20 protein-coding genes are annotated in these 18255 nt (G+C 72.6%); 14 read left to right on the forward strand and 6 right to left on the reverse strand.

Annotated elements, in window-relative coordinates:
* Positions 1 to 10: 10 nt before the first annotated feature.
* Positions 11 to 691: a FadR/GntR family transcriptional regulator gene (locus ACW69E_RS07630; protein ID WP_457497406.1), complete on the reverse strand. Its 681-nt coding sequence runs from the start codon at positions 689 to 691 to the stop codon at positions 11 to 13.
* A 97-nt stretch (positions 692 to 788) separates the two neighbouring features.
* Between ACW69E_RS07630 and ACW69E_RS07635 the strand changes: the two genes are divergently transcribed.
* From ACW69E_RS07635 to ACW69E_RS07650, 4 genes are all read left to right on the forward strand, one after another.
* Complete coding sequence (locus ACW69E_RS07635) at positions 789 to 2096, forward strand: CynX/NimT family MFS transporter (protein WP_457497407.1); 1308 nt, start codon at positions 789 to 791, stop codon at positions 2094 to 2096.
* A gap of 16 nt (positions 2097 to 2112) precedes the next feature.
* The gene (locus tag ACW69E_RS07640; RefSeq protein ID WP_256462728.1) at positions 2113 to 2229 is read left to right on the forward strand and encodes an SGM_5486 family transporter-associated protein; all 117 of its coding nucleotides are present in this window, start codon (positions 2113 to 2115) and stop codon (positions 2227 to 2229) included.
* Between the two features lie 220 nt (positions 2230 to 2449).
* Positions 2450 to 2665 (forward strand): hypothetical protein, encoded by a 216-nt coding sequence (locus tag ACW69E_RS07645; protein WP_457497408.1) that lies wholly within the window; start codon positions 2450 to 2452, stop codon positions 2663 to 2665.
* 88 nt (positions 2666 to 2753) lie between these two features.
* Positions 2754 to 3275, forward strand: coding sequence for a SixA phosphatase family protein (locus ACW69E_RS07650; RefSeq protein ID WP_457497409.1), 522 nt, complete (start codon positions 2754 to 2756; stop codon positions 3273 to 3275).
* Positions 3276 to 3356: 81 nt separating this feature from the next.
* Here ACW69E_RS07650 and serB read toward each other — a convergent pair whose 3' ends face one another.
* The gene (gene serB / locus ACW69E_RS07655; protein WP_457497410.1) at positions 3357 to 4601 is read right to left on the reverse strand and encodes a phosphoserine phosphatase SerB; all 1245 of its coding nucleotides are present in this window, start codon (positions 4599 to 4601) and stop codon (positions 3357 to 3359) included.
* A gap of 294 nt (positions 4602 to 4895) precedes the next feature.
* Here serB and ACW69E_RS07660 point away from each other — a divergent pair, with 294 nt between their 5' ends.
* From ACW69E_RS07660 to ACW69E_RS07675, 4 genes are all read left to right on the forward strand, one after another.
* Positions 4896 to 7487: an FHA domain-containing protein gene (locus ACW69E_RS07660; RefSeq protein WP_457497411.1), complete on the forward strand. Its 2592-nt coding sequence runs from the start codon at positions 4896 to 4898 to the stop codon at positions 7485 to 7487.
* Between the two features lie 224 nt (positions 7488 to 7711).
* Complete coding sequence (locus tag ACW69E_RS07665) at positions 7712 to 8851, forward strand: GAF domain-containing sensor histidine kinase (protein WP_457497412.1); 1140 nt, start codon at positions 7712 to 7714, stop codon at positions 8849 to 8851.
* Positions 8844 to 9497, forward strand: coding sequence for a response regulator (locus tag ACW69E_RS07670; protein WP_457497413.1), 654 nt, complete (start codon positions 8844 to 8846; stop codon positions 9495 to 9497). Before ACW69E_RS07665 ends, ACW69E_RS07670 begins: the two co-directional genes overlap by 8 nt.
* 214 nt (positions 9498 to 9711) lie before the next feature.
* Positions 9712 to 9918: a chaplin gene (locus ACW69E_RS07675; protein ID WP_457497438.1), complete on the forward strand. Its 207-nt coding sequence runs from the start codon at positions 9712 to 9714 to the stop codon at positions 9916 to 9918.
* A 100-nt stretch (positions 9919 to 10018) separates the two neighbouring features.
* Here the strand turns inward: ACW69E_RS07675 and ACW69E_RS07680 are convergent, their stop codons facing one another.
* The gene (locus ACW69E_RS07680) at positions 10019 to 10801 is read right to left on the reverse strand and encodes a hypothetical protein (protein ID WP_457497414.1); all 783 of its coding nucleotides are present in this window, start codon (positions 10799 to 10801) and stop codon (positions 10019 to 10021) included.
* Positions 10802 to 10909: 108 nt separating this feature from the next.
* Between ACW69E_RS07680 and ACW69E_RS07685 the strand changes: the two genes are divergently transcribed.
* The 4 genes from ACW69E_RS07685 to ACW69E_RS07700 all read left to right on the forward strand — a co-directional run bounded on the left by ACW69E_RS07685 (position 10910) and on the right by ACW69E_RS07700 (position 14072).
* Positions 10910 to 11701, forward strand: coding sequence for an ABC transporter ATP-binding protein (locus tag ACW69E_RS07685; RefSeq protein WP_279950952.1), 792 nt, complete (start codon positions 10910 to 10912; stop codon positions 11699 to 11701).
* Positions 11702 to 11722: 21 nt separating this feature from the next.
* Complete coding sequence (locus ACW69E_RS07690; protein ID WP_457497415.1) at positions 11723 to 12145, forward strand: NfeD family protein; 423 nt, start codon at positions 11723 to 11725, stop codon at positions 12143 to 12145.
* A 106-nt stretch (positions 12146 to 12251) separates the two neighbouring features.
* Entirely contained in the window at positions 12252 to 13205 is a 954-nt protein-coding gene (locus tag ACW69E_RS07695) for an SPFH domain-containing protein (protein WP_457497416.1), read from the forward strand.
* Between the two features lie 99 nt (positions 13206 to 13304).
* Positions 13305 to 14072: a sulfite exporter TauE/SafE family protein gene (locus ACW69E_RS07700; RefSeq protein WP_457497417.1), complete on the forward strand. Its 768-nt coding sequence runs from the start codon at positions 13305 to 13307 to the stop codon at positions 14070 to 14072.
* A gap of 49 nt (positions 14073 to 14121) precedes the next feature.
* Here ACW69E_RS07700 and ACW69E_RS07705 read toward each other — a convergent pair whose 3' ends face one another.
* The 3 genes from ACW69E_RS07705 to ACW69E_RS07715 all read right to left on the reverse strand — a co-directional run bounded on the left by ACW69E_RS07705 (position 14122) and on the right by ACW69E_RS07715 (position 16447).
* Positions 14122 to 14631, reverse strand: a complete 510-nt coding sequence (locus ACW69E_RS07705; RefSeq protein WP_457497418.1) for an HNH endonuclease — start codon at positions 14629 to 14631, stop codon at positions 14122 to 14124.
* A 363-nt stretch (positions 14632 to 14994) separates the two neighbouring features.
* Positions 14995 to 15534 carry a YbhB/YbcL family Raf kinase inhibitor-like protein gene (locus ACW69E_RS07710; RefSeq protein WP_457497419.1) on the reverse strand — a complete coding sequence of 180 codons (540 nt, stop codon included), beginning with the start codon at positions 15532 to 15534 and terminating at the stop codon, positions 14995 to 14997.
* A gap of 130 nt (positions 15535 to 15664) precedes the next feature.
* Positions 15665 to 16447, reverse strand: coding sequence for a sporulation protein (locus ACW69E_RS07715; protein ID WP_457497420.1), 783 nt, complete (start codon positions 16445 to 16447; stop codon positions 15665 to 15667).
* 133 nt (positions 16448 to 16580) lie between these two features.
* Between ACW69E_RS07715 and ACW69E_RS07720 the strand changes: the two genes are divergently transcribed.
* Positions 16581 to 16856: a DNA-3-methyladenine glycosylase gene (locus ACW69E_RS07720; RefSeq protein WP_457497421.1), complete on the forward strand. Its 276-nt coding sequence runs from the start codon at positions 16581 to 16583 to the stop codon at positions 16854 to 16856.
* Complete coding sequence (locus tag ACW69E_RS07725; protein ID WP_457497422.1) at positions 16853 to 17464, forward strand: DNA-3-methyladenine glycosylase; 612 nt, start codon at positions 16853 to 16855, stop codon at positions 17462 to 17464. Before ACW69E_RS07720 ends, ACW69E_RS07725 begins: the two co-directional genes overlap by 4 nt.
* Positions 17465 to 18255: the final 791 nt, after the last annotated feature.

Below are 18255 nucleotides of genomic sequence, written 5' to 3' on the forward strand. Positions count from 1 at the left end.
CGGGCGCGGGTCAGTCGCGGGAGCCGGAGCCCCGGCAGGTCCGGGCGTACGAGCCCGCCTCCCGCGCGGCCGTCTCCGCGTCGCGGTCGGCGATGGCGTCCACCAGCCGCCCGTGGTCCAGATACCCCTCCGAGCGCAGCTCCTCGCCCACGTCGTTGCGGAGGAAGGTGCGCACCACGGTGCCGAGGTCGGCGTAGAGCGCGGTGAGAACCTCGTTGTGGGACGCCCTGACGATCGCCAGGTGCAGTGTGACGTCGGCCTCCACGAAGCGATCCACCTCGCCCGTCTCCCAGGCCGCCTCGCGCCGGCGCAGCAGTGTCCGCAGCTGGTGCAGGTCCTGCTCGGTACGGCGGTGCGCGGCCAGCCGTGCGGCCTCGGCCTCCAGTGCCGAGCGCAGCTCGGCCACGTCACGCGGATCGGCGTCCGCGAAGCGGCGGTGCATCACCCCGGCGAGTTCGCTGGTGGCCACCACGTAGGTGCCCGAGCCCTGCCGGATGTCGAGCAGTCCGTTGTGGGCGAGGGCCCGTACGGCCTCGCGTACGGTGTTGCGGGCCACGCCGAGCTGTTCGACCAGCTCGGGCTCGGTCGGGATGCGGGAGCCCACCGGCCACTCGCCGGATGTGATCTGGTCGCGCAGGGCGTCGATGACCTGGTCGGCCAGGGCGGAGCGGCGGGGCGAGGTCAGGGGCATGGCACTTCCCGGGTCGGCGGGTGCGGTGGGCACGGCGGGCGAGCGGAGAGGCGCACCAAGTGGCCTCAATTCATCCGATGATTCTATGATGCATGTCATGGCTGAGGATCCCGTGACCATCGACCGCCGGGCCGAAGGGGGGAACCCGGACAGGGTAGGCACCCACGCCGCTCCGGGCGCTTCGCCGGGTGCGGCCGCGAGCGCCTCCCCGTGGGCGCGGCGGCTGCTGGTCGTGGGCGTCGTCCTCGCCGCCTTCAACCTGCGCCCCGCCATCACCGCGCTCGGCCCGCTCCTGGCGGAGGTCCGCGAGGCGCTGGCGATGAGCAGCACCGTCGCCGGGCTGCTGACCTCCGCGCCCGCCCTCTGCTTCGCGGTCTTCGGCGGCGCCGCGCCCCGGATGGCCCGCCGCTGGGGCCCGGCCACCGTGGTGCTCGCCGGAATGGCCGCCGTCACCGCGGGGCTGGCGCTGCGTCCCCTCGCCGGCGGAACGGCCTGGTTCCTGGCCTCCAGCGCACTGGCGCTGGCGGGCATCGCGGTCGGCAACGTCCTGATGCCCGTGGTCGTCAAGCGCTGGTTCCCCGACCGGATCGGCCCGATGACCGGCCTGTACTCCATGGCGCTCTCCGTGGGCACCGCCGCGGCCGCCGCCCTCACCGTCCCGGCGGTCCGGGCGCTGGACGGCGACTGGCGCCTCGGGCTCGGGATGTGGGCGCTGCCCGGCGCCCTGGCCCTGCTGGTGTGGGCGCCGGTCGTACGCGGCGCCCGCGCCCGTGCCGCCGCGTCCGCCGGCGCCGGGGCCGGGGAGGAGGGCGGTCCCGGCCCCGGGGTCCGCATCACCCGCTCCGTCACCGCCTGGTCGCTCGGCGTCTTCTTCGGTTTCCAGGCCACCGCCGCCTACGTCGTCATGGGATGGCTGCCGCAGATCTTCCGCGACGCCGGGGTCCCCGCCCCCACCGCCGGCCTGCTGCTGGCGGTCACCATGGGGATGAGCATCCCCCTGTCCTACGTACTGCCGCGGATCGCCGCCCGGCTCGGCCACCAGGGCCCCCTCGTCGCCGTCCTGGCCTGCTGCGGACTGGGCGGATACGCCGGGCTGTGGTTCGCCCCCGCGCAGGGGGCCTGGGCCTGGGCACTGCTGCTGGGCGTCTCCAACTGCGCCTTCCCCCTCGTCCTCACCATGATCGGGATGCGGGCGCGGACCGGCGCCGGGGTCGCCAAGCTCTCCGCGTTCGCCCAGGGCACCGGCTACCTGATCGCCGTTCCCGGACCCCTGCTGGTCGGAGCCCTCCACCAGCACACCGGGGGCTGGCACGCACCCCTGGCGCTGATGGCCGTCCTGATGACCGCCCAGCTCATGGTGGGCCTGGTGGCGGGCCGCGACCGGTGCGTGGAGGACGGCGGCTGAGTGCGACACTGGGCGCATGCCAGTGCTCGAACCCAACCCGCCCAACGGCCAGAAGAAACTGCTCCTCGTCCTCGGCGCGATGCTCGGCGTCACGGTCGTGATCGGCGTTCTGGCCTCCCTCATCGCCCCGTAGCCGTACCGGCCGGCCCCGCTCCGCCGCGGCCCCGCGCGCCCGCCGCCCTCTCCGTCCGCGGCGGGCGCGGCGGGACTGCGGTGGGGCAGGCCCCACCATCCCCTAGGGGGCCGGGCTCAGGGGGCAATGGGTGGATCACCGGATGGAGCGGCCACCCCGCGGTCCGTAGCGTCGGAGCACACCGCCCAAGACGCCACGGAAGACGACGGAGGCGAGCCCGATGACGGTCCACGCACCCACCCGGCACATCCCCCGGCCGGAGGCCGGCGGCGCGGACGCACGGCTGCCGTGGTGGGCCGCGGCGCTGCCCGTGGTCGCCTTCGCGGTGCTGCTGGCCCTGCTCGGCGGCGCGGGCGGGGCCGAGGCCGCCGACGCCGGGTCCCGGGGGTACCTCGCGGACCTGCTGGGCCGGCTCTGGGAACTCCTGTCGCGCTGACAGGCCGTCTCCGCCCGCGCGGTCACCCGGTCGGGGAGGGTCCCCAACTCCCCGCGCCACACGCCGCCGTTCGTGCGAAGCTGGAGGCATGAGCGCCGATGTGTCACGCAGGATCGTCATCCTCCGACATGCCAAAGCCGACTGGCCCGACGACGTGGCCGACCACGACAGGCCCCTCGCGGAACGGGGGCGCAGGGACGCACCGGCCGCCGGCCGCTGGCTCGCCGCCAGCGGCATCCTCCCCGACCTCACCCTCTGCTCCACCGCCGCCCGCACCCGCGAGACCTGGAAGCTGGTCGTCCACGAACTGCCGCGGCGGCCGAGGACGGTCTACGAGAAGCGGCTCTACGAGGCCTCGCTCGGCGAACTGATCGCGGTGGTCAACGAGGTGCCGGACGACGTCGTGGACCTCATGCTCGTCGGCCACAACCCCGGCATGCACGCCATGGCCGACGCCCTCGCCGGAGAGGCCGAGGAGGACGCCAGGAGCCGGCTCGACCACATCGGCTTCCCCACCTCCGCCGCGGCGGTGGTCTCCTTCACCGGCTCCTGGAAGTCCGTGGAACTCGGGACCGGCCGCCTCGAGGCGCACTGGGCACCCCACGACTGACGTCCCCCACATGCCGGACGGCGGGGACGGCGGCGGGCCCGCCGGTCCGGCGGGCCCGCGAGGGCGCCGCGCCAGGCGGCCTCAGGCCGCGGTGTCGGCCGCCTCGACCTCCTCGCGAGTGACACCCAGCAGATACAGGACGGTGTCCAGGAACGGCACGTTCACCGCGGCGTGCGCGGCCTCCTGCACCACCGGCTTGGCGTTGAACGCGACCCCGAGCCCGGCGGTGTTGAGCATGTCCAGGTCGTTGGCGCCGTCGCCGATCGCCACGGTCTGGGCCAGCGGCACCCCGGCCTCCGCCGCGAAGCGGCGCAGCAGCCGGGCCTTGCCCGCCCGGTCCACGACCTCCCCGACGACCCGGCCGGTCAGCTTCCCGTCCACGATCTCCAGGGTGTTGGCCGAGGCGAAGTCCAGCCCCAGCCGCTCCCGCAGATCGTCGGTGACCTGTGTGAAACCGCCCGAGACCACCCCCACCTGATAGCCCAGGCGCTTGAGCGTGCGGATGAGGGTGCGGGCTCCCGGCGTGAGCCGGACCTCGGAGCGCACCTTGTCGACGACCGACTCGTCCAGCCCCTCCAGCAGCGCCACCCGGGCGTGCAGCGACTGCTCGAAGTCCAGCTCGCCGCGCATCGCGGCGGCGGTCACCTCGGCGACCTTCTCCTCGCAGCCGGCATGCGCCGCGAACAGCTCGATCACCTCGTCCTGGATGAGCGTGGAGTCCACGTCCATCACCACCAGGCGCTGCGCCCGGCGGTGCAGCCCGGCGGCGACGACGGCGACGTCCACGCCCAGGGCCGCCGCCTTCGGGGCCAGAGCGGTGCGCAGCTCCTCCGTGCCGGTGCCGGACACCGCGAACTCCACGGCCGTGACCGGGTACTTCGCCAGCCGGAAGATCCGGTCGATGTTGCCGCCGACACCGGTTATCCGGGCGGCGATGGCGGCCGTGGCCTCGGCGGTCAGCGGATGGCCGAGCACGGTGACGTGGGAGCGGCCGGTGCCGCGCGGCCGGTTGTCGCCCCGGCCGGAGATGATCTCCGCCTGGAGCCGCATCGACTCCGCCCAGGAGTGCACGGTCGCCCGCAGCCCTCCCTCGGCGCCGCTCCCGCCCGGTGTGGTGACCAGGGCACACAGGGTGATGCGGCCGCGGGTGACGACCTGCTCGATGTCTATGACGTCCAGCGAGTAGGCGGCCAGCGTCTCGAAGAGACCTGCGGTGATGCCCGGCCGGTCCTTGCCGAAGATCTTCACCAGGAGGGTGGGGGTGTCGGCGTCCGCCCCGGCGGTGACGGCGGCGGGGACGGGCGGCGGGGTCTGCGAAGCGCTCATGATGATCCCTACGGTATCGAGCACCAGGGCGGTTCCGTACGCACGTCCGTACCCCGGACAGCCCCGGTCAGGCCCGGCCGGGGCGGTCCGCGCCTTCGGCCCCGCCGCCTCCCCGCCCCCCTCTCCCGCTCCTGCCGGAGGCCGGGGAGCGGACCGTAGCGGTTCGGCAACCATCCGGCGGGGGCGACTTCATGTCCCGCCGCGGAGCCTGGAATAGTTCCCCCACGATCGTTCACCATCCCTAGCCCCCTCGACACAGGGGGTAGCTCGGGGGACAACTTTGTGGGGCATGGAGTGCCGGAACTCGTACTGGAACTGAACGGACGGACCTGGGCGCTCGACCCGTCCAGGTCCTACACCCTCGGACGCGATCCGCAGGGCGACCTCGTGGTCGACGACGCCAGGGTCTCCTGGCGTCACGCCACGCTGCGCCGGGACGGCGGGAGCTGGCTCCTCGAGGACCACGGCAGCACCAACGGCACGTACGCGCAGGGACGGCGTGTCCAGCAGCTGGAGATCGGCGCGGGCTCGGTGGTGCACCTCGGCAACGCCACCGACGGGCCCCGGCTGGCCTTCTCCGGTCGGCCCGCGGCCGCTCCCGCGGCGGCTCCCGCGCAGGCGGCGCCCGCCGCGCAGCCGGTGCCGCAGCCGCAGGGCGGCCCCGGCTGGGACCACCGGCCGCAGGCCCGGGCCCCGCACCAGCAGGCCCCGCAGCAGGCCCAGCCGCACGTACAGCAGCCGGTGCCGCAGCAGTACGCGCCGCAGCCTCCCCAGGGCGCGGTCCCCCCGCACGGCGGCGCCCCACAGCAGACGGGCGCCCCGCTCCACGGGGACCACCGCAACCCGACCACGTTCCACCAGCTCTCGACGAGCCGGGTGATGCGGATCGGCCGCGCGCTGGAGAACGAACTGGTCGTCTCCGACCTCCAGGTCTCCCGCCACCACGCGGAGTTCCGCTCCGCCCCCGGCGGCCGCTTCGAGATCCGTGACCTCGGCAGCCACAACGGCACGTACGTCAACGGCCAGCCGCTGCCCAAGTCGGGCACGGCGCTCCTCGGCCCGGACGACATCGTCGGCGTCGGCCACTCGACCTTCCGGGTGGTGGGCGACCGGCTCGAGGAGTTCGTCGACACCGGTGAGGTCTCCTTCTCCGCCCGTCATCTGACCGTCAGGGTCGACGGCGGCAAGGTGATCCTCGACAACGTCACCTTCGGCGTGCCCGAGAAGTCCCTGGTGGCCGTCATCGGCCCGTCCGGCTCCGGCAAGTCCACACTGCTGCGCGCCCTGACCGGCTACCGCCCGGCCGATGACGGCGAGGTCCTCTACGACAACCGGAACCTCTACAAGCAGTTCGCCGAGCTGCGCCAGCGCATCGGTCTGGTACCGCAGGACGACATCCTCCACAAGGAGCTGACCGTCCGCACCGCCCTGCGCTACGCCGCCAAGCTGCGCTTCCCCGGCGACGTGGCCGAGGCCGAGCGCAACGCGCGGATCGAGGAGGTACTGGCCGAGCTCAAGCTCGACATCCACGCCGGAAAGAAGATCACCTCCCTCTCCGGCGGCCAGCGCAAGCGCGTCTCGGTCGCCCTGGAACTGCTCACCAAGCCGTCGCTGATCTTCCTGGACGAGCCGACCTCCGGCCTGGACCCGGGTATGGACCGCGATGTGATGAAGCTGCTGCGGGAGCTGGCCGACGACGGCCGCACCGTGCTGGTGGTCACCCACTCCGTCGCCGAGCTCGCGCTGTGCAACCGCGTCCTGGTGATGGCCCCCGGTGGCGGCGTGGCCTACTTCGGTCCTCCCGAGGAGGCCCTGAACTTCTTCGGCTACGAGAGCTGGGCGGATGTCTTCTCGGCCTTCGAGAACTACCGCGACTACGACTGGATCGGCCGCTGGCAGGGCTCGCAGCACTACCGGCTCTACGCCGCCGACCTCGACACCGCCGCCCCGCAGCAGGCGCACCCCCAGCACGCCCAGTACGCGCAGCACCCCCAGTACGCGCAGTACGCGGCCCCGCCCGCGCCGGCGTCCCGGCCGCCCAAGCCGCAGAGCTGGGGGTCCCAGCTGTGGACCCTCACCCGGCGCTACATGTCGGTCATCGCCTCCGACAAGGGCTTCCTCGCCCTGATGGTCGTCCTGCCCGTGATCCTGGGCGTGGTCAGCACGGTGATCCCCACCGACCACGGCCTCACACGCAACCCCGAGGGCTTCAACCAGCACGCGGGCACCATCCTGCTGATCCTCGCGGTCGGCATGTGCCTGTCCGGCGCGGCCAACTCGGTGCGCGAGCTGGTCAAGGAACGGGTCATCTACGAACGCGAACGGGCCACGGGCCTGTCCAGGTCCGCCTATCTGATGTCCAAGGTGATCGTCCTCGGGATGATCACCGCCTTCCAGGGTGTGATCATCTGCGCCATCGGCTTCTCGGTGCGCGAACTGCCCGAAGAGGGCCTGATCATGCCCACGGCCGTCGAGCTGTGCCTGGGGGTCATCGCCTTCGGCCTCACCTCCATGATGGTCGGCCTGGTGATCTCCTCGCTGGTGAAGACATCCGAGATGACCATGCCGCTGCTGGTGGGCTTCGCGATCATCCAGCTGGTCTTCACCGGCGTGCTCTTCCAGGTCTTCGACGCGCCCGGCATCGAGCAGGTCGCCTGGCTGATGCCCTCGCGCTGGGCGGTCGCGGCCACCGGAGCCACCGTCGACCTGTCGCGCACCATGGCCCCCTGGGACCGCGACAACCCCACCAACCTCGACCCGCTGTGGGAGCACAGCACGGGGGTGTGGGTGATGGACATGCTGATCCTGCTCGCCATCGGCGTCGCCTGCGGCTTCGCGGTGGCCCGTCTGCTGCGCCGCCACGAGCCGGAGGTCATGCGCAAGTGAACGTGGACCGCGCGGTCGCGCGGCCCACATGACGCCCCGCCCCGCCGGATCCTTCCGGCGGGGCGGAGGCCGTTCGGGGCGGGAAGTACGCCGGAGCCGCCGAACCACTGAGCCGCCGGGCACCGGACGGCGGCGCTTCCGCCGCCGGTCCTACGACCACCGCCCGGGCCCTCCCGGGCGGCGGGCCGATCCGCACCGCGAGCCCTCGCCGGTACCGTGACCGCATGCTCCCGAGAACCGGGCTGGCGGCCGTCAGCGCCGCCCTGCTCGCCATGAACCGCCGCCTGGAGGTCCGCGAGGTCCTGCAGACGATCACGACCTCCGCACGCGAACTGCTGGACGCCGAGTACGCCGCCCTCGGCGTCCCCGACGACCACGGCGGCTTCGCGCAGTTCGTGGTGGCCGGGGTCAGCGACGAGAGGTGGCGGGCGATCGGGCCGCTGCCCCGCCAGCACGGCATCCTCGCCGCCATGCTGCGCGACGTCTCCCCGCAGCGGCTCGCCGACGTCCGCCGGGACCCGCGCTTCGAGGGCTGGCCCGACGCACACCCGGAGCTGGCCGACTTCATCGGCATGCCGGTCGCCGACGGCGAGGAGGTGCTCGGAGCGCTCTTCCTCGCCAACAAGCGGTGCGAGAGCCCCGGGACGGGCTGCGGCTTCACCGGGGAGGACGAGGAGCTGCTGCGTCTGCTCGCCGAGCACGCCGCCATCGCGCTGACCAACGCCCGCCTCTACGAGCGCAGCCGCGAGCTGACCATCGCCGGGGAGCGCGCCCGTATCGCCCACGAACTGCACGACGCGGTCTCCCAGAAGCTGTTCTCCCTGCGGCTGACCGCCCAGGCCGCCACCGCCCTGGTCGGCCGCGACCCGGAACGCGCCAGGGAGGAGCTGCGCAGGGTCGCCGGGCTGGCGGCCGAGGCCGCCGACGAGCTGCGGGCCGCCGTCGTCGAGCTGCGTCCCGCCGCTCTGGAGGAGGACGGACTGGTCGCAGCCCTGCGCAGCCAGGTGCAGGTCCTGGACCGGGCGCACAGCGCCCGTGTCGAATTCGGCGCGGAGGGTGTGCGGGCGCTGCCCGTCGCCCAGGAGGAGGCGCTGCTGAGAGTCGCGCAGGAGGCCCTGCACAACGCCCTGCGGCACTCCGGCGCCCGGCGCGTCACCGTCCTCCTCGCCCGCCGCGGCACCGGTGCCGTGCTGCGGGTGGCCGACGACGGACGCGGCTTCGACCCCTCGGCGGTCCGCCGCGCGGGCCGCCGCCTGGGCCTGGTGTCGATGCGCGACCGGGCGGACGGGGTCGGCGGCACACTGAGGGTGGAGTCGGAGCCCGGCGGGGGCACGGTGATCGAGATGGAGGTGCCCGGTGGCTGAAGAGGCCGGCGAGGTGATCAGAGTCCTGCTGGTGGACGACCACCAGGTCGTGCGCCGGGGACTGCGCACGTTCCTGGAGGTCCAGGGCGACATCGAGGTGGTCGGCGAGGCCGCCGACGGGGCGGAGGGCGTGGCCCGCGCCGAGGAGCTGCGGCCCGACGTCGTCCTGATGGACCTCAGGATGCCCGGCTCGGACGGCGTCGAGGCGCTGCGCAAGCTGCGTGAACTGGACAATCCCGCCCGGGTGCTGGTCGTCACCAGCTTCACCGAGCAGCGCGCCGTCGTCCCCGCCCTGCGCGCGGGCGCCGCCGGCTACGTCTACAAGGACATCGACCCCGACGCGCTGGCCGGGGCCATCCGCTCGGTGCACGCCGGGCACGTCCTGCTGCAGCCGGAGGTCGCCCGGGCCCTGCTCAGCCAGGAGGGGGCCGGCGGCGGGCCGGGCCGGGGCACCTCCCTGACCGAGCGGGAGCGCGAGGTGCTCGCGCTGATAGCCGACGGGCGCTCCAACCGGGAGATCGCGCGCCGTCTGGTGCTGTCGGAGAAGACCGTCAAGACGCATGTGTCCAACATCCTGATGAAGCTGGACCTCGCCGACCGTACCCAGGCCGCGCTGTGGGCCGTCCGGCACGGGATGGCCGGCTGACGGGCGGGCGCCTCATCCGCGTCCCGGCCCCTGCGGCTCCGCGCCCCTCCGGCGGAAACCCATGCCTAAATTCATACGAACGTGTGTATGTCGCCGGTGTGGCGTATCGCGACAGGCCCCGGCCCGTTCTCCAGTGCATACCGCGGCGACCGGCCGCGGCGAACACCAGGAGGATCGAGAAGTGAAGAACCTCAAGAGGATCACCGCCGTCGCGATGGTGACCGGCGGGCTCGTCGCCGCCGGTGCGGGCGCGGCCTCGGCCAGCTCGGGCGCACAGGGCGCGGCCGTCCACTCGCCCGGCGTCGGCTCGGGCAACGTGATCCAGGTTCCCGTCCACGTGCCGGTCAACGTCTGCGGCAACACCGTCAGCGTCATCGGCCTGCTGAACCCGGCCTTCGGCAACGCCTGCGTCAACGCCTGAGCACACGCGAGGGCGGGCGCGGCGGGCGGCTCCACCCGCCGCGCCCGCCCGTCCCGCACCGCCGGCCTCCCGGGCCCGCCCGGGAGGCCGGCTCCCGTGTTCAGCCCCGCTCGCGCTCCTCCACATACGCGTTGTACGCGGCCACCACCGCACGCCTGGCCGTACGCTCCACCGGCCGCAGAGCCTCGCCCCGCGCCGCCATCGCCCCCGCGCTCACCGCGCCGCCGTGCTCCGGACCGTCCGCGATCTCCACCAGCGCGCCCACCCGCTGCGCCAGCTCCAGAACGCGTACCGCGCGCGGCGGATAGCACGGCGCGAGCAGGGCGCGTCCCGCCTCCGCCCGCGCCCGGTACGCCTCCAGCGCCGCCGCGGCCACCGGGCCTGAACCGGCCACGTCCAGCCGCGTCAGCACCTCGGTCGCCTCGCGCAGTGCCTCGGCCAGCTCCCGTTCGGCCTCCCCGAGGGACGGCACGTCCGCGGGCGGGGCCTCGCGCACCGGAAGGCAGTGCCACACCACCTCGGTGTGCACATCGCCCCGCGGACCCGCCTCACGCACCAGCGGCACCAGCCCCAGCGGCGCGCCCGTCCCGACCACGGCCTCGCCGGCGTCCAGGGCGCGGGCGTTGAACCCGGGCGGCCCGCTCAGCCCCAGCGGATGCCCCGGCGCGGGCAGCGCCAGCCGCAGACCCGTCACCCCCGCGGCGCGCAGCCGGCCGAGCGCGAGGGTGAGACCCACCTCACCGGGCTCGCCCGGCAGACCCGTCACGCGGTGCACCGTGTCGTCGCCCACGATGCGCGAAGCGGCGTCGTCGGGCGACACCACTCCGGCGAACAGGGCATTTCCCCAGGCGGCCAGCCGCCCGGAACGAGGTTCTTCGAGCATGCCCCCAGCCTAAGGACAGCCGCGCGCAGGAGGTGGCGTAGGTTTTCCCTGGGGACTGTGCCCACAGGCACAGGCGACAGCCGCGACTGCAATGGGAGACAACGCGCCATGAGCGATGTACTGGAGCTGGTGGACGTATCCGTGGTCCGCGAGGGTCGGGCTCTGGTGGAGGACGTCTCCTGGTCGGTGAAGGAGGGGGAGCGCTGGGTCATCCTCGGCCCCAACGGCGCCGGCAAGACCACCCTGCTCAACATCGCCTCCAGCTACCTGTTCCCGACCTCCGGCACCGCCACCGTCCTGGGCGAGAAGCTCGGCGCCGTCGACGTCTTCGAACTGCGTCCGCGCATCGGCATGGCCAGCAGCGCGCTCGCCGAGAAGCTCCCGCGCGACCAGACGGTGCTGCAGACCGTCCTCACCGCCGCCTACGGCATGACCGCCGGCTGGCGCGAGGACTACGACGAGGTCGACGAGCAGCGCGCCCTGGCCTTCCTCGACCGCCTCGGGATGAACGAGTACCTCGAGCGGAGGTTCGGCACCCTCTCCGAGGGGGAGCGCAAGCGCACCCAGATCGCCCGCGCGATGATGGCCGACCCCGAGCTGCTGCTCCTGGACGAGCCGGCCGCCGGACTCGACCTCGGCGGCCGCGAGGACCTGGTGCGCCGGCTGGGGCGGCTCGCCCGCGATCCGTACGCCCCCTCGATGATCATGGTGACCCACCACGTCGAGGAGATCCCCCCGGGCTTCACCCACGTCCTGATGATCCGCCAGGGCAAGGTGCTCACCGCCGGGCCGGTCGAGACGGAGCTGACCTCCGCCAACCTCTCGCGCTGCTTCGGCCTCCCCCTGGTCGTGGAGTACAACGGCGGCCGCTGGACCGCTCAGGGTCTCCCGCTCGGCTGACCCGGGCCCTACCATGGCGGTGTGGACGCATGGGTGTGGTGGCTGATCGCCGCCGTAGGACTCGGAATCCCGCTCGTACTCACAGCCATGCCGGAGTTCGGCATGTTCGCGGTGGGCGCCGTCGCGGCCGCGGCCGTCGCGGCGCTCGGCGGGGGGCTGACGGCCCAGGTGGTCGTCTTCGTGGTGGTCTCCACCGCGCTGGTCCTCGTCGTCCGCCCCGTCGCCAGACGTATGCAGACGCAGCGTCCCGAACACCGCAGCGGCGTCGACGCCCTGAAGGGCCGTCAGGCCGTCGTGCTCGAACGGGTCGACGGCTCCGGGGGGCGCGTCAAGCTCGCCGGCGAGGTCTGGTCCGCCCGCGCCCTCGACGCGAGCGCGTCCTACGAGCCCGGCGACCAGGTGGACGTGGTGGAGATCGACGGGGCGACCGCCGTCGTGATGTGATAGCGGGTGACCGTACGGTCACAACCGCCGGCGACGCCGACGGCGCAGTCGGCCGCGCTGGTCAGTCCGGTCAGCGTGAAATCCTAGGAACGCAGGGGGAGCCACGATGGACGCCATCATCATCGTGCTGATCATCCTGGTGGTGCTGGTCTTCATCGCACTCATCAAGACGATCCAGGTCATTCCACAGGCCAGCGCCGCGATCGTGGAGCGCTTCGGCCGCTACACCCGCACACTGAACGCCGGCCTCAACATCGTCGTCCCGTTCATCGACACCATCCGCAACCGCGTCGACCTCCGTGAACAGGTCGTCCCCTTCCCGCCCCAGCCGGTGATCACCCAGGACAACCTGGTCGTGAACATCGACACGGTCATCTACTACCAGGTCACCGACGCGCGGGCCGCGACGTACGAGGTCGCCAGCTACATCCAGGCCATCGAGCAGCTCACCGTCACCACCCTGCGCAACATCATCGGCGGCATGGACCTGGAGCGCACCCTCACCTCCCGCGAGGAGATCAACGCGGCACTGCGGGGCGTCCTGGACGAGGCCACCGGCAAGTGGGGCATCCGCGTCAACCGCGTCGAGCTCAAGGCGATCGAGCCGCCGACCTCCATCCAGGACTCGATGGAGAAGCAGATGCGCGCCGACCGCGACAAGCGCGCCGCGATCCTCCAGGCCGAGGGCGTGCGCCAGTCGCAGATCCTCACCGCCGAGGGCGAGAAGCAGTCCTCCATCCTGCGAGCCGAGGGCGAGGCCAAGGCCGCCGCGCTGCGAGCCGAGGGCGAGGCCCAGGCGATCCGCACGGTCTTCGAGTCCATCCACGCCGGCGACCCGGACCAGAAGCTGCTCTCCTACCAGTACCTCCAGATGCTCCCCAAGATCGCCGAAGGCGACGCCAACAAGCTGTGGATCGTGCCCAGCGAGATCGGGGACGCCCTCAAGGGGCTCGGCGGCGCACTGGGCAACTTCGGCCCCGGAACCGGCCCCACGGCCCCCTCGGGCGGCGCGGGCCGCTCCGACCTGACCAAGCGCCGGGAACAGCCGCCGATCGACTGACGAAACCCGCGCCCCCCGCACCGCACCCGGATACACCGCGACCACGCCCCTCGGGCATGATCGGTGCACCGGACACCGATCGGCTGAGGGGCGTTGCGCGTGAACATCTGGGAGGCGCTGGCGGTCTGCGTCGCAGGCATAGGCGCGGGCACGATCAACACGATCGTCGGCTCGGGGACCCTGATCACCTTCCCCGTGCTGCTCGCGGTCGGGCTCCCGCCCGTCACCGCGAACGTCTCCAACACACTGGGCCTGGTGCCCGGCTCCATCAGCGGAGCCATCGGCTACCGCCGGGAACTGCGCGGACAGCGCGACCGCGTACTGCGCCTGAGCGCCGCGGCCCTGGTCGGAGCGGTGACCGGGGCCGCACTGCTGATCACACTGCCCTCCGAGGCGTTCGACATGATCGTCCCGATCCTCATCGCGCTGGCCCTGGTGCTCGTCGTCGCCCAGCCGCGCCTGGCCCGCGCGATCCGGCGCCGCCGCGAGCGCGACGGCGGGACCGCCCACCCCCACGGCGGCCCCGCACTCCTCGGCGGCATGACCCTGGCCAGCATGTACGGCGGCTACTTCGGGGCGGCCCAGGGCGTCATCTACCTCGCGCTGATGGGCCTGCTCATCAACGACGACCTCCAGCGGATCAACGCCGTCAAGAACATCCTCGGCGCGATCGTCAACGGATCGGCCGCGGTCTTCTTCCTCTTCGTCGCCGACTTCGACTGGACGGCCGTCCTGCTCATCGCGGCCGGCTCGGCGATCGGCGGCCAGCTCGGCGCCCGGCTGGGACGCAGACTGCCGCCGACCGCCCTGCGCGCGGTCATCGTGGCCGTCGGCACGGCCGCGATCATCCAGCTCGTACTGAACTGAGCCGGACCGACCGGACCGGCCACCGCGCTCGGCGGCCCCACCGGGAGCCTCAGGCGGAGGCGGGCAGCGTCAGCCACTCCGGCGGCGTCTCACCGTCCCGCAGCCCCAGCGCGAGGACGAGCGCGTCCGCCGGTGTCGGCTCGAACGGCTGCGTCAGCAGCCGCATGCCCGCCTGAGCGGGCGTGCGGTCGGCCTTGCGGTGGTTGTCCTCCGCGCACGCCGCGACCGTGTTCAGCCAGGTGTCGCCGCCCCCGCGCGAACGCGGCACGACATGGTCCACCGTGGTCGCCCGGCGCCCGCAGTAGGCGCACCTGTGCCGGTCCCGCACGAGGACACCGCGCCGCGACCAGGCCGCCCGTTGTCGGAACGGGACCCGCACGTATCTGCGGAGTCTGATCACCTGCGGCACCGGGAGATCCACCCGCGCCGCCCGTACGCGCAGTCCGGGGTGCGACTGCTCCACCACGGCCTTGTCCTGCATCACCAGCACCACCGCACGCCGCAGCGACACCGTCGACAGCGGCTCGAAACCGGCGTTGAGCACCAGCGTCTCGCGCATCTCATCCACCTCCGGCACCCGCCCCCGCGGCGGGGTGGGACCACTGTGCCGCTGCCCAACCGGGTGGACAACGCAATTTCCGCACGGTGTACGGGAGATGGGAACGCGGCGACACCCGGACGACGCGGATGCCGGGAAGCGGGGCGAAAGCCCCGGAAGCGGGGACGGGAGCGGACAGGAGGGGCAGCCGACGCGGCCGCCCGTCCCCCGACGGGCTCCGGCGGACGGCGGGCGTGAGCGCGCCCCGCCGCCCCCGCCACCGCGGTGCCGACTGCCCGGCCACCACTGTGCGATCCGGAGACGACGGGGCGCAAAGCCTTTTCCCGTCCGCGGAACGGCCCTCTATCCGGCCCGGCCGGGACCTCAGCCCTCGGCGGGCACCTCGTACTCACCGATCAGCTGTGCGCGGGCCAGCGTGTGGAACCGCAGGTTGAAGCCGACCACGGCGGGCGACGCGTCCGCGTCCACGCCCAGCTTCTCGGTGTCCACGGCGTAGACCGTGAACACATAGCGGTGCGGGCCGTCCCCGGGCGGCGGCGCGGCCCCGCCGAAGTCACGGGTGCCGTAGTCGTTGCGGACGTGCACCGCCTCCGCGGGCATCCCCTTCATCGCACCCGTGCCGGCCCCCGCGGGCAACTCCGTCACGGACGCCGGGATGTCGAACACCGACCAGTGCCAGAAACCGCTGCCGGTCGGCGCGTCGGGGTCGTAGCAGGTGACGGCGAAGCTCCTGGTCCCCTCCGGAAAGCCCTCCCAGCGCAGGTGCGGAGAGGTGTTGCCCTCGGCGTGGACCTGATCGGGCTTCAGCCGGACGCCCTCGGAGACGTCGTCGCTCACGACCGTGAACGACGGCACCGGAGGGTGGAAGTCGTGGGGGAGCGGGCGCCGCTTCTGCTCGGTCACGTGGGGAAACCTCCTCGGTAGCGCGACATCGCTGCACCGGCCAGCCTAACGATCCCGGCCCTCCGGACGGCGCAGGGCGCGGCCCGGTACCGCACCGGACCGCGCCCTGCGCGAGGAACGCCCGAGCCCCTCAGAACCAGTTCCGCCTGCCGCCGACCTCGGCCAGCCACTGGTTGAGGTAGGCGGCCCAGTCGGTCTGCTGAAAGTCCGACAGGCCCACGGTGAAGGAGCGGTAGGTGTCGCTGCCCTCGCTGAACAGACCGGCCTTCTTGTCCATCTCCAGCACGACGTCCATCCCGTGCTCGTCCGCGACGAAGCTCAGCTCGACCTGGCTCAGCCCGCGGTACTGCTGCGGGGCCAGGAACTCGATCTCCTGGTAGAAGGGCAGCTTCTGCCGGGTGCCCCGGATGTGCCCCTGCTCCATGTCCGCGCTCTTGAAGCGGAACCCCAGGGCGCCGAAGGCGTCCAGGATCGCCTGCTGGGCGGGGAGCGGGTGGACGTTCACCGGGTCGAGGTCACCGGAGTCCACCGCCTTGGCGATCGCCAGCTCCGTCGTCACCCCGATGTTCATCCCGGTCAGATGACGGCCCATGAACATGGTGATCGGGGTCTCCCACGGCACCTCCAGCCCGAAGGGCACCGTGTGCACCGCGCCCGGCTGGAGCTCGAAGGCCCCGCCCAGCCGCATACGGTGGAACTCGACGTTCCTGGTGTACTCCTCCTCCCCGCTCTCCACCTCGACACGGGCCTGGAGACCGACCGACAGCCCCTGGATCTCCTGGGCGACCGATCCCCCCTGGATCCGCACCTCCCCCTGGACGACGCCGCCCGGAACCACGTTCGGCTCGGTCAGCACCGTCTCCACCGACGCGCCGCCGATGCCCACACTCGCGAACAGCTTCTTGAAGCCCATCTTCTTCCTCCCCCAGGCCCTGGCCTGTGTGTCGTGCCGATCCCTTTGAACGCCCGAAGTCTGCCGGACGGTTCCGCCGGCCAGGGCCGCCGCCCGCAGTTGTTACCCGATGGCTGCACTACGCTCGGCAGGCGTGAGCGCCGACCACGACCGTAAGCCCCTGCCCAGCGCCTTCTTCGACCGGCCCGTTCCGGAGGCCGCCCCGGACCTCCTCGGCCGTGTCCTGGTCCGTATGACCGACGACGGCCCGGTCGAGGTCCGGCTGACCGAGGCCGAGGCGTACGCGGGCCGCATCGGCCCGGAGCCGCACGCCTACCGGGGCAGCGCCGAGCGCAACGCCGCGATGTCCGGCCCTCCCGGCCGGGCGTACACCCACTTCACCTACGGCGTGTCAAGGCGGTCAGCATGAACGTTGATCTCCTCGCCCATCCTGCCGAAGAGGTCGCCCCCAAGCTGCTCGGTAACGTCCTCACCTGCAAGACCCCCGAGGGGACCGTGAGCATCGCCATCACGGAGACCGAGGCGTACTCCGGCACGGCTGACCCGGCTTCCCACGCCTACCGAGGCCGGACGCCCCGGAACGCCGTCATGTTCGGACCCGCAGGACACCTGTACGTCTACCGGTCCCACGGCCTCCACTGGTGCGCCAACGTCGTCACGGGGACGGACGGCATCGCCTCGGCCGTCCTCATCCGGGCAGGCAGGGTCATCGAGGGAGAAGACCTGGCACGCAAGCGACGAGGGGAGAGGGTCGAGAGCCCACGTCTTGCCCGGGGCCCCGGGAACTTCTGCCAGGCACTCGGCATCACGGCGGAGCACAACGGCACAGACCTCCTGGCACATACCCCGGTCGTGTTGTCCGAGGGCGAGTCGGTACCTCCTGAGCTCATCAAGGTCGGTCCTCGGGTAGGCGTGAGCAGGGCCCACGACTGGCAGCACCGGTTCTACCTCGCCGGTGATCCGACGGTCTCGGCGTATCGGCTGAGCCCGCGAGCCAAACCGACCACCGGATCCTGACGCGCTGTGCGTCTTGCTCACGGCCCGCCGATACGTTGGCGCGGTTTAGGGGTCAGGGGTCAGGAGAACGCTCGCGAGAGTGGCGAGTGACGCGTTGTTGGCCGGTCGAGCGGCTGCCGACGCGCGCCCGCTGCGATGCCAGGCCCGCCGGCTCGGCCCGGATCTTGGCCAGATCGGCGTCACACCTGCCGATGCCCGTCCGCAAGGCCGACGCGTCGATGCCCTCTACGGCGAACATCTCCGCCGGGGCGGCCATCTCCGCCGGGGCGGCGTGCCTCCTGGATGCGGCCGTCTCCGCGGCCGGCGGCTCGGCCTCTCGCTCCTCGTCTGCGGCGGTGAGGACGCCCCTCTCCGTATCCTCGTGGGTACGCCGGCTTCCCCCGATCACGTGTGGAACGGCCCCCACGCCGGTGTGGGGAGGCGAGGGAGTGCCCCGCCCGTGGCGCTACTGGATCACCGGCGGCCCCTCGGTCAGCCCGTACCGGGGGCACCAGCCACGTCACTGCCGGAGGCAGCTTGACGTTGGTCCGACCGAGGTCTAATGTGGACCGAGCCGCTGGAACGGGACGAGATCCACGGCGACCGGAGAGGTCGCGTGAGAGAGGCCCGGAGCGGACACCACCAGATACGGACTCCCCGATTCGGGGTCGTTTCCGCTGCGCTTGAAGCGCACGGAAAAACGATCCGAATGGCTCGATTATGAGTCGCCGGAGAGATCCGCTAAGGTAGTGAACACACCGAAGGGAAGCGCCCGGAGGGGCCCCGGAAGGGGTGCCGAAGGAAGCGTCCGT

It is taken from the genome of Streptomyces sp. SS8 (genome assembly GCF_054072955.1).